The sequence below is a fragment of the Vibrio antiquarius genome, assembly GCF_000024825.1.
In the GTDB taxonomy this organism is placed as follows: Bacteria; Pseudomonadota; Gammaproteobacteria; order Enterobacterales; family Vibrionaceae; genus Vibrio; species Vibrio diabolicus.
This window is the reverse complement of record NC_013456.1, coordinates 2,417,443-2,430,684: the sequence shown is the minus strand read 5'-3', so window position 1 is coordinate 2,430,684 and position 13,242 is coordinate 2,417,443. Positions and strand designations below refer to the sequence as shown.

The 13,242-nt window shown below is 46.0% G+C and carries 13 protein-coding genes; 3 read left to right on the top strand and 10 right to left on the bottom strand.

The window, feature by feature from the left end; genetic code table 11:
* Window positions 1–11: 11 nt before the first annotated feature.
* Window positions 12–704 carry a TIGR01621 family pseudouridine synthase gene (locus VEA_RS11280; RefSeq protein WP_012841942.1) on the top strand — a complete coding sequence of 231 codons (693 nt, stop codon included), beginning with the start codon at window positions 12–14 and terminating at the stop codon, window positions 702–704.
* A 31-nt stretch (window positions 705–735) separates the two neighbouring features.
* Window positions 736–1,668 carry a class I SAM-dependent methyltransferase gene (locus VEA_RS11275; protein ID WP_006742836.1) on the top strand — a complete coding sequence of 311 codons (933 nt, stop codon included), beginning with the start codon at window positions 736–738 and terminating at the stop codon, window positions 1,666–1,668.
* Window positions 1,669–1,758: 90 nt separating this feature from the next.
* Here VEA_RS11275 and VEA_RS11270 read toward each other — a convergent pair whose 3' ends face one another.
* The 9 genes from VEA_RS11270 to VEA_RS11230 all read right to left on the bottom strand — a co-directional run bounded on the left by VEA_RS11270 (window position 1,759) and on the right by VEA_RS11230 (window position 12,087).
* Complete coding sequence (locus tag VEA_RS11270; RefSeq protein ID WP_012841941.1) at window positions 1,759–2,814, bottom strand: FAD-binding oxidoreductase; 1,056 nt, start codon at window positions 2,812–2,814, stop codon at window positions 1,759–1,761.
* Window positions 2,815–2,895: 81 nt separating this feature from the next.
* Window positions 2,896–4,557 carry a hydroxylamine reductase gene (gene hcp / locus VEA_RS11265; RefSeq protein ID WP_012841940.1) on the bottom strand — a complete coding sequence of 554 codons (1,662 nt, stop codon included), beginning with the start codon at window positions 4,555–4,557 and terminating at the stop codon, window positions 2,896–2,898.
* Window positions 4,558–4,731: 174 nt separating this feature from the next.
* Window positions 4,732–6,261, bottom strand: coding sequence for a nitric oxide reductase transcriptional regulator NorR (gene norR, locus VEA_RS11260; RefSeq protein WP_006742833.1), 1,530 nt, complete (start codon window positions 6,259–6,261; stop codon window positions 4,732–4,734).
* A gap of 212 nt (window positions 6,262–6,473) precedes the next feature.
* Window positions 6,474–6,953, bottom strand: coding sequence for an outer membrane lipoprotein (locus tag VEA_RS11255; RefSeq protein ID WP_012841939.1), 480 nt, complete (start codon window positions 6,951–6,953; stop codon window positions 6,474–6,476).
* Window positions 6,954–7,077: 124 nt separating this feature from the next.
* Complete coding sequence (locus VEA_RS11250; RefSeq protein ID WP_012841938.1) at window positions 7,078–7,689, bottom strand: CDP-alcohol phosphatidyltransferase family protein; 612 nt, start codon at window positions 7,687–7,689, stop codon at window positions 7,078–7,080.
* The gene (locus VEA_RS11245) at window positions 7,682–8,329 is read right to left on the bottom strand and encodes an ATP-binding cassette domain-containing protein (RefSeq protein ID WP_012841937.1); all 648 of its coding nucleotides are present in this window, start codon (window positions 8,327–8,329) and stop codon (window positions 7,682–7,684) included. Before VEA_RS11245 ends, VEA_RS11250 begins: the two co-directional genes overlap by 8 nt.
* Window positions 8,295–10,004 (bottom strand): ABC transporter permease, encoded by a 1,710-nt coding sequence (locus VEA_RS11240; RefSeq protein WP_006742830.1) that lies wholly within the window; start codon window positions 10,002–10,004, stop codon window positions 8,295–8,297. Before VEA_RS11240 ends, VEA_RS11245 begins: the two co-directional genes overlap by 35 nt.
* A gap of 9 nt (window positions 10,005–10,013) precedes the next feature.
* Complete coding sequence (locus VEA_RS11235) at window positions 10,014–11,174, bottom strand: ABC transporter substrate-binding protein (RefSeq protein WP_012841936.1); 1,161 nt, start codon at window positions 11,172–11,174, stop codon at window positions 10,014–10,016.
* Between the two features lie 466 nt (window positions 11,175–11,640).
* Entirely contained in the window at window positions 11,641–12,087 is a 447-nt protein-coding gene (locus VEA_RS11230) for an META domain-containing protein (protein WP_005393252.1), read from the bottom strand.
* 210 nt (window positions 12,088–12,297) lie between these two features.
* Here VEA_RS11230 and VEA_RS11225 point away from each other — a divergent pair, with 210 nt between their 5' ends.
* The gene (locus tag VEA_RS11225) at window positions 12,298–12,546 is read left to right on the top strand and encodes a DUF1289 domain-containing protein (RefSeq protein ID WP_012841935.1); all 249 of its coding nucleotides are present in this window, start codon (window positions 12,298–12,300) and stop codon (window positions 12,544–12,546) included.
* A 98-nt stretch (window positions 12,547–12,644) separates the two neighbouring features.
* Here VEA_RS11225 and VEA_RS11220 read toward each other — a convergent pair whose 3' ends face one another.
* Entirely contained in the window at window positions 12,645–12,866 is a 222-nt protein-coding gene (locus tag VEA_RS11220) for a hypothetical protein (protein WP_005393249.1), read from the bottom strand.
* Window positions 12,867–13,242: the final 376 nt, after the last annotated feature.

The window sequence follows — 13,242 nt, the reverse complement described above, 5'->3', positions numbered from 1 at the left end:
CCAGTTTTTTTATGTTCGATATTCTACATACCCATCCCGATTTTCTGATCATCAATAAGCATCCCAACGTCTCTGTTCATAAAGACGATGGCGACACAATGCTGCTGCAAGAAGTGGCCAAGCAGAGTGGTGATGAGCAGCTCTATCTTATCCATCGCTTGGATAAAATGACATCGGGTATTCTGTTCCTCGGACGCAACGCCAAAGCGGCCAGTGCGTTATCGCAAGCCTTCGCTGACCGCCAAGTGGAAAAGTTCTATCTGGCGATTGGCTCTAAAAAGCCGAAAAAGAAACAAGGTTTGGTCGTTGGTGATATGGAGCGTTCGCGCCGTTCATCATGGAAGCTGGTCAACAGCAAAAATAACCCAGCCGTTACCCAGTTTTTCTCTCTTGCGGCAGAGCCAGGAGAGCGCCTATTTTTATGTAAGCCACACACTGGTAAAACGCATCAAATCCGCGTGGCATTAAAATCGGTTGGCTCAGGTATTGTTGGTGACCCGATTTACAATGCAGGCAATGAGGCTGATCGCGGTTATCTGCATGCATTTTCACTTTGCTTCCAATACCGAGATGAGCAATATCGCTTTGTTTGCGACCCACGAGAACACAAAATGCTTGGTAAAAAATGGCACAGTGAGACCGTCTCTCAGGGTTTGGATACTTGGCTTTCCCCTTGGGAACTGAACTGGCCTACGATCAAATAACCGTCACAAAGAAAACTAATAAGAGAACTCGATGCAAGCATCACAACTTCCGCTGTTTTTTCAGCATCTAGAAACCGAGCTCGCGCAAGCTCCGAATGAAATTCGTCGACTGTTTCATGGTCGTGGCCGTCGTTTTGAGGGCCTAGAGCAAATTACCTGTGATTGGTTACAAGGTCAGTTGGTCATCAACTTGTTTAAAGAAGTTGATGACGTGTTTCTCGCTGAGCTGAAAAGCGGCCTCAATGCGGTGGCACAATCACAACAGTGGGCAAATAAGCAAGGTCGCACTATGGTTCTTCAGCACCGTTATGCCGATGGTGCGCCTTCAGAAGTGCTTGTCGGTGAATTAGACGCTCGCCCTGTCGTTGAAGAAAGCGGTTTGAAATACCAATTGGATATTGGCCGCAATCAAAACTTCGGTCTGTTTTTGGACATGCGCTACGGTCGTGATTGGGTTCGCGAACATGCGAAGCATAAAAACGTGCTCAACTTGTTTGCTTACACGTGTGGCTTTTCTGTCGCTGCCATTGCGGGTGGCGCAGATAAAGTGGTTAACGTCGACATGGCAAAAGCGTCGCTGTCTAAAGGTCGTGAGAACCACAAGCTAAATGGTCATAACATCAACCAGGTAAGCTTTATGGGGCACGATATCTTTAAATCGTGGGGTAAGATTAAAAAATCTGGTCAGTATGATTTGATTATCATCGATCCGCCGTCATTCCAGAAAGGCAGCTTTGCGCTGACTAAAGATTACAAAAAGATTCTACGTCGGTTGCCAGATTTGTTGGCAGAAGGCGGTCAAGTGATGGCATGTGTGAACTCGCCATCTGTGACAAGCGACTTCTTGATTGAAAGCATGAAAGAAGAAGCGCCACAACTGACGTTCCGCGAGCGTCTGGATAACCCGCCAGAGTTTATGGACGTAGACAGCGAAGCAGCATTGAAAGTGTTGTTATTTAGCTAAAAGACTTTTGTTGCAACAGAAGTAACATCAAAAAAAGCGCCGCGAAACAACTAGACAGACGTATCGCGGCGCTTTTTTGTATTTGGAAAACTAACCAATCTGCACTTCAAGATCCGCTTCGATGGTTGATGAGCAGGCGAGCACATAGCCTTGTTCAATTTCTTCTGGCGTTAATGTTTCTAGGCTGGTGGAAGAGACGTTGCCTTGACGAACCTTGCATTTGCACGAGCCACAAATGCCGCTACGACAAGCGACGATTAATGGTAAACCTGCGCCTTCAAGCACATCGGCCAGTACCTGACCTTTTTGCGCATCGATGGTTTGAGCAAAGTCAGGAACAGAAACACGAACAACTTCATCGGAGACCGATGTTTCTGCGCCAGTCGCAGGCGTAAAACTCTCTTGGTAGAAGTTCGTCATGTCAAAACCAAGGTCATTCAAATAGCCGTGAACATCTTGCATGAACTGGCTTGGACCACACAGGTAAACGGTGCGCTGTTTGAAATCAGGAACAAGCTCTTTAAGCCAGTCGGCATTCAAACGACCTTGTGGGTGTGACGTTCCTTCGCGGTTTTTTAGCAACAGCTTTAAATGGAAGTTTGGATACACAGCGTCGAACGTTTCTAGCTGATCGTAGTAAATCGTCTCTTCGGGGCTGCGCGCGATATGAAGAAATGCGATGTCCACATCGTTGTCGTTTTCATCTTGATTACTCAGCCAGTGTTTTGCCATCGAATATACGGGCGTGACACCGCAACCTGCACTGATAAGCAAGGCTTTTGTTTCGCCATCACGTAACACGGGTGGATGGTCGATGCAGTTAAATTCACCTGCTGGTGGTAATGCTTGAACGGTATCACCGAGCAGCAGCGAGTCAACGATGTAGTTCGATACTTTACCGCCAGATACTCGTTTGATGGTGAGTTGAAGGTGATTGTCTTCATTGATCGAGCTGATTGAATAGGCACGAAACTCCATTTTTCCATCAATTTCGACGCCCAAGTTAATAAACTGGCCAGGCTTAAACTGAAACAGAAGTGACTCTGTTAGCTCAGCCAACTTAATGCTGACGGTGTCGTGTGTTTCGAAGTATTTGTCGATGCAACGGAGTGTGACGGGTTGGTTACCTTGCCATTCAAAAAACATAACAATCTCTTTGGTTGTGGCTATTTTTAGTTCGAAATAGATAGCGCCTCCACGTAAGGAGGCGCGTAACAAGCAAGTTTATTAAGCTGCTAGGATGGCTTTTAGATCATCCTGAACATTGCCAATACTGCGCATATCGAACTTCTCTTGGATGATCGCGATTAGGTTTGGCGTTAGGAATGCCGGTGCAGTAGGGCCTGTGTAAATGCCTTTCACGCCCAATGCAAATAGCGTTAGCAAGATAACGATCGCTTTTTGCTCGAACCAAGAAAGTACAAGCGTGAGTGGCAGTTCATTGATGTCACAGTCAAACTCTTGCGCCAGTGCAAGTGCAAGCTGGATTGCAGAGTAAGCATCGTTACATTGGCCCACATCCAATAGGCGAGGGATACCGTTGATATCGCCGAACGTATTCTTGTTGAAGCGGAACTTACCACACGCCAAGGTCAGGATTAGCGTATCTTCTGGCGCTTCAGCCGTAAAATCGGTGTAGTAGCTGCGTTCCGCTTTATCACCATCACAACCGCCGACTAGGAAGAAGTGTTTGATGTTGCCTTGCTTCACTTGGTCGATAACCGCAGGGGCGGCGTTCATCAGTGCATTGCGACCAAAACCAACCGTGATGTGGTGTTCGATTTCATCGTGTTGGAAACCGTCTTGCGCTAGAGCACATTCAATCACTTGGCTAAAATCATCGCCTTCGATGTGAGCCACACCAGGCCAGCCAACAATACTACGGGTGAATAGACGGTCTGCGTATTGACCCACATTTGGATTCAACAAGCAGTTCGACGTCATTACGATTGCGCCAGGGAAGTTTGCGAACTCTTTCTGTTGGTTTTGCCATGCGCTGCCGTAGTTACCGACAAGATGAGAGTATTTCTTCAGCTCAGGGTAGCCGTGTGCAGGCAGCATTTCACCGTTGGTGTAAACGTTAATGCCTTTGCCTTCGGTCTGTTGCAGGATTTTTTCTAGGTCATGCAAATCATGGCCAGAAACAAGAATACATTTACCTTTTACTGGCTTGACGTTCACCGTGGTTGGTTCTGGATGGCCGAAGGTCGTTGTTTCACCTTGGTCGAGCATTTCCATCACTTTGTAGTTCATCAGACCAATGCGCATTGAGCAATCAAGTAGTTCGCCGAGATCTTCAGGATCTGTGCCCAACCACGCCATGATTTCATGGTATTCGGCATAGATATCGTTGTTGGTTTGCTCAAGAACACGTGCGTGCTCCATGTACGCGGCTGCACCTTTAAGGCCGTATAGGCAAAGTAGGCGTAGGCCAATAACATCTTCATGTACTTGGTCTTTACCACGGTTAACCGCGACTTGCGGAGCAAAAGCTAAGATTGCTTCTGCGCTGTTTGGTAGCTCAAAGTGAGCAACCGCAGGAATGTCAGCGACTTCGGTATCGGCAAGCGTTGCTGCCGACATCACTTGCTCTTTTAGCAATGCTTTGTACGTTGCTGCTTGAGAAGTCAGCTCTAGGACACGTTCAGGGTCGAAGTTTACGTTCGTCAATGTAGAGAAAAATGCTTTTGGTGCCCATTGGTTGATTTCATCGTTAATGATGTTGAATTCAAGTGCTTTTGATGCCCAAAAAGAAACCCCTTGCAGTGTGTAAACCAACACGTCTTGTAGGTCTGATACTTCAGAAGTTTTGCCACACATGCCTTGTGCAAAAGAACAACCTTTAACAGCAGGGGTTTGAATTGTCTGTTCACATTGAATACAGAACATATTGGGTTCTCCAGTGATTGTTTTAATAGTCGTGATGTTGACCACTAGAGAGCAGAATGTGTGCCAATTATTATCTTATTGATTTATATTCAGTTTTATCGTTTTTGGATGAGTGATTGATGTAATTAAGACAACGCAGTTGATGTCTTAATTACATCGGCTTCTTGTGGTTGGTTATTTATTGATCCTGAGCTTTTTACCCATCCGATATAAGTTCCCGCGATCCATTTGCAAAAACTCCGCTGCTTTTGCCCAAACGCCACCAGTTTGGTTCAAAGCATGTTCAATTAAATCACGCTGATAGCTTTCTATCAGCTCTCGCATTGGCTGGCTTTCTTTAGGCAGATAATGCGATGTGTTTTTTACATCATCGAGAGCCAGTGAGGTGTCGAAATGGTTAAGCATGATCGTGCTCGCACCTTGTTGAATGGCGTGTAAAGCCGCGCGAGTTAAAGTGTGTTCGAGCTCGCGTACGTTTCCGTACCAAGGTAAAGACTCCAGTTTAGTCAACACTTTAGGGTGAACGTGCAGATTGGGCGCATTAAATTGTTGGCGTACCTTTTCTAACAGATATCCGGCTAAAACGGGAATATCACCGTCACGGGCACGAAGTGGGGGAACTTGGATTGGGAATACGTTTAAACGGTGGAAAAGGTCTGCTCGAAATGCGCCAGCTTCGACCTCTTTTTCCAGCTGTCGATTGGTCGCGGCAATGATGCGCACATTGACCATCAAATGCTGATCGCTACCTACACGTTGCAGCTCGCCTTGCTGAATCACACGTAGCAATTTTGCCTGTAAAATCAAAGGCAGCTCGCCCACTTCATCAAGGAAAATCGTCCCGCCGTCTGCCAGTTCAAACTTACCGGCGCGGTGGCTATTGGCTCCAGTGAATGCGCCTTTGACATGGCCAAACAGTTCACTCTCAGCCAGACCTTCAGGCAGGGCCGCGCAGTTTACGTAGATCATCGGCTTATCGCTACGATGAGATTGCGCGTGCACCGAGTGCGCGACCAGTTCTTTACCAGTACCGGTCTCTCCTGTGATAAGTACCGCGTAATCCGATTGAGCAACGGTCGCAATGTTGTTTCGTAACTGGTTGATCTGCGGGCTCAAGCCCACCATTTCGCCATGTTGGGAACGGGCTTGTTGGATAAGGGTTTGAGTGACGCTTTTCTGCTTTTGGTTTTGTGCTTTGAGCGCTTTTAATTGAGCAATGTTACGCAATGTCGCAGCGGTCAAAGCCGCCAAGGTTTCGATAGCGACAGGGTCAATGTCATCAAACGCGCCCACCGTTAGAGCATCCATAGTTAGTGCGCCAACAAGTTGTCCTTCCACATACAAGCTAAAGCCCATGCAATCGTGAACATCAATGCACTGGTCTTCGGTTAATAGTGTGCCGTCAAAAGGATCAGGCAGTGAACAATCGGCATCGAAACGCACCGGTTCGCGGCTATGAATAATGGCATCTAAGCGTGGATGCGCTTTGGGGAAATAGCGACGACCTAAGACCGAGCTGGATAAGCCTTTTACCGCGACAGGAGTCAGAAACCCATCCTCATCGAAGATAAACAGGCAGCTCGCATCACATGGGAATACTTGCGCGACCCCATCAATGAGGTTTTGATATTGCTGTTCGTGAGAGCGGTTAGAGCTGAGGTTTAGCGCGATATTAAGGAGTACGTGGTCAACAGTCGGAGTCATAACAAGCCCAAAGTTATCTGGAATGGGCTCATGCTAGCAACTTGATGTCATTTGAACATCGAAAGGTGTGGGAGATTGATGTTCCATTGACGACGATCAAACTTGATACAAATAGAATCGCGCAAGCCGATAAGTAAGCAATGTACGCTTGCGCGGATTAAGCTCTTCGAAACAAAACAGCAGACCAATGGAACGGAGTCATCGTGTTCAAATTAGCGAGGTACAACCCTTGCGTCATTACCAGACATGTTGATTTGAACCGCTTGGCCTGGCTGAAAAATCATGTTTGGGTTTGCTTCTTGAACGACAGAGATTATTTTTCCATCCTCTAAGCGAATGGTCAGATTCACACCATTTCGTTTCGCGGTTGCTTCAGCGGCTTTACTGCCGGCATAACCACCCAGCAGACCACCACCAATAGCTGCGATATCCGAGCCAGAGCCGCCCCCGACTTTTGAGCCTAATATACCACCCACGGCGGCACCAGCGATTGTACCTATGGCGTTGGATTGGGTAGAGGCATCAATGGTTACTGGTTCAACTTTTTCAATCGTTCCGTAGTAAACCTGCTGAACTTTGCGTGTGTCTGAAGAGCCGTATGCATCTCCGTACGGGTTAGGTGAGGTACAGCCGCTAAGCATAACAATACAAGACATGATGAGCAGCATACCTAGCTTGACGTATTTTTTCATATAGCCTCCGAATGATTTCTCTCCATCCAAAGAGTATATACCCCAATTTAATATATGCTTTAGTGTTATATAAAACAGGTGCTTAGCGGCTGTTCTATCAAGGCAACGTGAACTTCTAAGTGGTTTAATGGCCTTTAAGCGTATGAAACCCAGAGTAAATACGTGTGAATGTGGTAAACCAACATGCTGCACCAAAGATATAAGCAATGACGGCAAAGTGTTGCGGTAACAAACAAAATAGCACCAAACAACCAATGGTTTCAGTACCTTCGGTTAAACCGCTCATGTAGTAGAGAGATTTGTGTTTATACACTGGATTATCGATGCCTTGTTTGCCTGCCATGATGGCAAAAGCCAAAAAGCTACTCCCAGTGCCGACGAAGGAAAAAATCAAAAATGCCCCTGCAATGGCATTTTGTTCTGGATTGGTCAACACAAAACCAAAAGGAATCAAGGAATAGAACAGAAAATCTAAGCTGATATCGAGAAAGCCTCCGGCATCGGTAATGCCTTGAATCCTCGCCAGTGCACCGTCTAATCCATCACAGATTCTGTTCAGCAAAATAAACAGCAACGCCAACAAGCACTGTTCGGCAATCAAAGCCGGTAGGGCAAAACAGCCAAGCACAAAACCAAATACTGTCGTCTGATTTGCGGTGATGCCACATTTATCGAGGTACGTCGCACTGAGTGCCAGCGGTTTGCGGATGAGCTTTATACTCAGGCTATCAAGCATGGTTTGTCTCCCACGGCCAATTTAGGCAGCGGCTGCCATCAGGAATATCATCCTCATCGTGCGTTACCATCAAAGTAGGGATGTTCGCTTGATGTAATTGTTCGACCACCCAATTGCGAAATTGTACACGCAGGTCTTTATCCAACTTGCTATAGGGTTCATCAAGTAGCGCAACTCTCGGCTTTGCCAGCAGCATACGAGTCAATGAGATACGGGCGCGTTGTCCTCCGGAGATTTGATCTGGGAAGGATTCGGCAAGTTTGGTCAATGCAATGTTCTTCAGTGCTTGCATGGCGTGTGCTTTACGCTCCTCACCTTTGATTGAGTTTGGTAGCGCGAAGGCAAGGTTCTCCCACACCGTCAAGTGAGGGAAGAGCAAATCGTCTTGGAATAGAATACCGACCTGACGCTTATGGGCAGGGAGGGCATCCAACTTTTCGTTATCAAGCGTAATGGATCCAGAGTAGTTGAACTCGGCGGATAGGTGCCCAGCAATAGCATCCAACAAAGTGGATTTACCACAACCACTTGGTCCCATCAGAGTAACAATTTCACCTTTCTCTACGGTCATGTTGAACGCTGAAAAAAGCGTGTCGCCATTGGTTTTACGGATGGCGAGGTTTTCGAGACAAAGACTCATTCAGTAGTAAACCTTTTATAGACAAGCGGCGATACTTCACGTGTAAGCGGCTTAGTAGTATCGCAAAAGAGAAGAACAAGAATGGCAGCAGAGCTTGCCAAATGGCGTAAATCGCGGTGACACGTCGGTCAAAACCACTGGATAGCGCAACGGCTTCGGTGGTGATGGTGCTAATGCGCCCAGCCCCTAGCACCAATGTCGGCAGGTATTGCGCCAGACTTACGCTAATCCCAACCGCCCATGCGAATGCAATCGCAGGTAGGAGGATTGGCAGTTTCACTTTTAACCAAGCTTGCATCGGTGTTTTACCCAAGCTGAGTGCGACGCGAGTTAAGCCGTTATCGAAGCTGCGCCACGGCCCGTCTAGCGAGAGGTAAATAAATGGGAATGCGAAGAACACATGCGCCCAGCATACCCAAAAGAAATACGCGTTACTGTTTAAGTACAGCGTCACTACTTGCATACCGAATAGCACGGATAGCTGAGGAATCAGCATTGGGATGGCGATGATGTAACCGGGCACCTGCCAGCGATAACGAAGGCGATACTCATGTGCGATCAAGGCAAGAGCTAGAGCGACGGTCGCGCTGATAACGGCAATCAGCATGCTCTGCTCCAGCGTACCAAGAATACTGTGCCATTCATATTCCCAAAAACGCAGGCTATAGCGGCTCGGTAGTAAATCTGGAAAGCGCCAGCGTTGAGCAAAGCTCCATACCACCATGAGTGGAATCATTAGAAGTGCAAGTAGCGCGATCAGTGAAAATAGGGTTTTACCGGGTAAACGAAACCCGTTTCGACCAGAGTACTGCCAGCGTTTGAAGCCTTTGGTAATACACCATTCCATTAAGCGTGCAAATCCAATCAAAAGGCTAGCGATAGCAAACAACACGACCGCGCCTGCGGCAGCTCTTGGTAGAAGCGATAAATCTGGGTCGTTAAACCACTGCCACACTAAAACCGCAAATGTTGGTGGGTTGGTAGGGCCAATAATCAATGCAACATCAACAACCGACAAGCTGTAAGCCAATACCGCCAGCATTGGAAAGCGCAGTTTTGCTATCCACTGTGGGAACACGCATTTCCACCACGCTTGCGCCGAACTGTAGCCCATCGAATGACTGACTTTTTCAATCTTATCGACTTTCAATTGCTGAAGAATTGGAATACTCATCAACAATAAAAACGGCACTTCTTTAATCGCAAGCATGATGACCAAACCGAGTGCATGCGGGTCTTTAATCAGCAATGCTAAGTCATTCACCGTTTGTGCATTGGGATCGTAACCAAACAGTTGGTTGAGAACACGGACGCCCATACCAGTTGGTGCAAACAAGAACGCAAAGCCAATTGCAAACGCGACATGCGGCATAGCGAGAAGTGGGGAAAGGCTAACTTCAATTTTTCGCCAAAACTTGCTGCCCCACGATGCTTGCAAAATCGCAAATGTGATCAAGCAAGCCAAGTAGCTACTGAAAATGGCAGAGTAGAAAGTCAGCCCGATGGATGTCCAAACACCCTCCCAATCAAAAACAGCGTTAAAGCCATCCAAAGAAAAGTGGTGCAAGCCGATAGGAGGTACATAACCGAGCGCAGAAACCACCACTCCGAGTAGTCCCGGAATGGTAGGTAAAATACAAACAGCGATAATGATTAAATATAGCGCTCTTAACATGGGCTCTTATTAATTCCCGTAGCGTTTCAACCATTCTTTTTCTAAGGCAGATTGCCAACTCGGATGCGGCTCAGCGATAGATTTGAATTGTTGAGTATTTTTAGCCGAACCTGTTAGGTATTGGCTGCTTAGCACTGAAGGATCGCCCCAGATGTTTAGGTTACCTTTGCGAGACTGTGCTTCAGGGTTCAATAAAAAGTTTATCGCAACTTGCGCACCGGCACTGGCATTTGCGTTCCAAGGAATCGCTAAGAAGTGAATGTTTGAGAGTGCACCTGCGTCCATCGCATACGCTTTGGTGCTGTCTGCAAGATTACCACTTGATTGTGCAGAGAAAACCGCGTTTGGGTTAAAGGTAATCGCAAGATCAATCTGACCATCATCCAGTAATTGAAGCGTTTCAGCCGTCCCTCCTGGGAATTGCTTACCGCCACGCCAAGCAACTTTATGGAACTCATCTAGGTAAGCCCACAGCGGTTGAGTGATTTGCTCAAATGTTTCACCAGTGACTGGTTTTTGCAAAGCGGGATCGTTGTTGGTCAACTCAATCAACAGTGCTTTAATAAAGCTTGTCCCATGAAACTCTGGTGGGCGAGGGTAAGTTAGGCGATTTGGAAACGCTTTTGCGTAACTCAGCATTTCAGCAAAAGATCGAGGAGGGTTATGCAGGGTTTGCTCATCATGAATAAACACTAATTGCCCCACACCCCAAGGTGCTTCCAGACCTTCAGTTGGCTCTGAAAAATCCACATCAATTGGCAATGATTTATCAACGTACTGCCAGCTTGGCAAGCCTTCAACAAAAGGACCAAACAGCAATTGGTTATCCTTCATTGATTTGAAGTTTTCGCCATTGATCCAAACCATATCAACACTGCCACCGCTGTTTTTGCCCGCGGCTTTTTCTGCGATTAGGCGAGTTGTGGTTTCAGAAATATCAGTGACTTTCACGTGATTTAGCGTCACGTTGTAGCGAGATTTAAGCTCTTTGCCTGCCCATTGGATATAGCGGTTGATCTCTTGGCTACCACCCCAAGCATGAAAATAGACGGATTGTCCGTCGGCTTGTTGTTCGATTTTTTGCCATTCACTAGCAACCGATGAGTTGGCAAAAGAAGATGTCGCGAAAGTGGTGGCTAAAATGCCAACGGTACTGAGTAGCTTTTTCATATCTATTCCGTGTTATGTCTTTTTATTCTCGTTTCCGGCGTTATTGACGTCTAAACAAGTCGCTCCGCTTTGTTACAAGGATAGTAATTCATCTCTCTCTATTATCAATGGCAATCCCAAACGGAATCACTCATTGATTCAAAGAATTATTCTCAATGTGAAGCAAAACGAAGAAAGGACAATTCTGGTGTCGTTTTAGGTATACAAGAGCGGACCGCTTGTTTGACGATATTCTTTCAAGTAATTGAAAATTATTGTCCTCAAGCAACTTCGATATGTTGATTTGGAAGACTGAACCCGCGTCGTAGACGTGGCGTTGAGGGCGTAACGAGGGAAAGAGTTTGTCGTTTTAAACGATTTTGCTAACCGAAACGTGCGAAACAGACATCCTGCCTGCTTTGATATGGATTAGGAGGCATAAAAAAAGCAGCCATTTTATGGCTGCTCTTAGAATATGAAATGGGACTTAGTTTACCCAATCACGCAACTGAAACGTTAGTTCGTGATCGTCATTTTTAAGCATTAGCCCTTCTTTGGTTAGCGTTATATCACTCCATTCAGTAAGAGTTTCAGACATCGCTTGCTCAATTTTCATTTGGTCATCCATACACATCTTCATGGTCATTCCCATTTTTTCGATGCGTAGTTGATTGTTTTTTAGTTCAGCTTGACCAAAGAAGTTGTTACACCCCGCGTTACCATTTGCAGTCAGATTTTCTCCGATTTCTAAGCGAGGCGCTTGCTGACGTTCTTTTAATTCGATGTTTTTACCATCAATCTGAACCAGCTCCCAATTATGGTGCTGTAAATCTTGAGCCGTAATTTCTTTCACATTGTCACCGTTGCTAGCACATGCAGTCATAAGAACAGGAAGAGAGATTGCTGTAACTAACGTTTTTAGGCTAAGCTTCATTTTATAGACTCCGTTTTTAGAAAACGTGGTAAGTATAGGTAATAAAACACTGTTTTTGTCAGCATAAGGTAATAGTTTCGTATTACTGTGACAGAGTCCAGTTTATATACTCAAACGGCTTCAAGGTGCAAGATGTATAGCACTGTTGGGAGCGTATCTTGAAGTCGTTATAATATCATTACAGCACAGCGAGCAAAAAACGGTTAGAGCATGGAGCAACTAGAGTTTTTTACCGTCCCAAACCCTTGCGTTGGTATTTGTAGTGTGGACGAGAAAGGGTATTGCAAAGGATGTATGCGTAAAAGAGAAGAGCGATTTAACTGGCTCACTTATACGCCTGCTCAACAGTTGCATGTGATTAAACTATGCCGTCAGCGCTATAGAAGAAAGGTATTGGCAGGGAAGGGAAAGGCAGAAGAGTCTCAAGAAGAATTATCACCACAGCAAGATCTCTTTTAAATTTCGAATTATCCCGGCTCGGCAATAATCAATGATGAGCCGGGACTGTATTAGCTCTTACTATGCGGTGCGTGTAAGGCAAACTCGTTAAATTAGCGCTACTTCATTGACCAACGGTCACTGACCCATCCCCCAGCATGTTCGTCAAAGTGGCTTCCTGAAAATCGATGATTGAATTCAACATCTAATTTACTAGTAGGGCGTTCATCCATCAGTTGATGAATGTATCTTGCCATAGGGTCCGTGCAAGCTTCGCGCTCTCTACGGGTAACCACTTCTTTGATCATTTGAAGTCTGTAGCTATTGCTGGCTCGTTTCATTTTTGACCTCCTGAACTCGATGGCAGCAGTTTGAACATATTGACGTCCAGATCGCTGCTCATTGGTGAACGCTTGGCGGCGAATCACCTTCGTTTTAGGTCAAAAAGACAAATTGTTTGAGAGCAGTGTTTGTAACGCCATTCACATCTTTCCTAGAATCATCCACTAAGCTACGAAACTTCATAGCGAAAAGTTAGTTGATGAATCTGTATTTTCGAAAGACCTTATCAAACATAGAAGCCCAGCACATGGGCGTCAACAACACAAATGAATAATTTTTGAACACTTTATGAAGGGCGATAATTTTCAGCACTTTAACGAAAATAAAAAACCGAAGCGTCACGCTTCGGTTTTTAGGGAGGCTCTGACGGAACAA

What these genes read in the sequence shown, in the direction of transcription:
- VEA_RS11255 (WP_012841939.1), bottom strand. Translation starts at nt 6,953, where the DNA reads ATGAAAAAATACGTCAAGCTAGGTATGCTGCTCATCATGTCTTGTATT.
- norR (WP_006742833.1), bottom strand. Translation starts at nt 6,261, where the DNA reads ATGACTCCGACTGTTGACCACGTACTCCTTAATATCGCGCTAAACCTC.
- VEA_RS11275 (WP_006742836.1), top strand. Translation starts at nt 736, where the DNA reads ATGCAAGCATCACAACTTCCGCTGTTTTTTCAGCATCTAGAAACCGAG.
- hcp (WP_012841940.1), bottom strand. Translation starts at nt 4,557, where the DNA reads ATGTTCTGTATTCAATGTGAACAGACAATTCAAACCCCTGCTGTTAAA.
- VEA_RS11280 (WP_012841942.1), top strand. Translation starts at nt 12, where the DNA reads ATGTTCGATATTCTACATACCCATCCCGATTTTCTGATCATCAATAAG.
- VEA_RS11220 (WP_005393249.1), bottom strand. Translation starts at nt 12,866, where the DNA reads ATGAAACGAGCCAGCAATAGCTACAGACTTCAAATGATCAAAGAAGTG.
- VEA_RS11240 (WP_006742830.1), bottom strand. Translation starts at nt 10,004, where the DNA reads ATGTTAAGAGCGCTATATTTAATCATTATCGCTGTTTGTATTTTACCT.
- VEA_RS11245 (WP_012841937.1), bottom strand. Translation starts at nt 8,329, where the DNA reads ATGAGTCTTTGTCTCGAAAACCTCGCCATCCGTAAAACCAATGGCGAC.
- VEA_RS11235 (WP_012841936.1), bottom strand. Translation starts at nt 11,174, where the DNA reads ATGAAAAAGCTACTCAGTACCGTTGGCATTTTAGCCACCACTTTCGCG.
- VEA_RS11270 (WP_012841941.1), bottom strand. Translation starts at nt 2,814, where the DNA reads ATGTTTTTTGAATGGCAAGGTAACCAACCCGTCACACTCCGTTGCATC.
- VEA_RS11250 (WP_012841938.1), bottom strand. Translation starts at nt 7,689, where the DNA reads ATGCTTGATAGCCTGAGTATAAAGCTCATCCGCAAACCGCTGGCACTC.
- VEA_RS11225 (WP_012841935.1), top strand. Translation starts at nt 12,298, where the DNA reads ATGGAGCAACTAGAGTTTTTTACCGTCCCAAACCCTTGCGTTGGTATT.
- VEA_RS11230 (WP_005393252.1), bottom strand. Translation starts at nt 12,087, where the DNA reads ATGAAGCTTAGCCTAAAAACGTTAGTTACAGCAATCTCTCTTCCTGTT.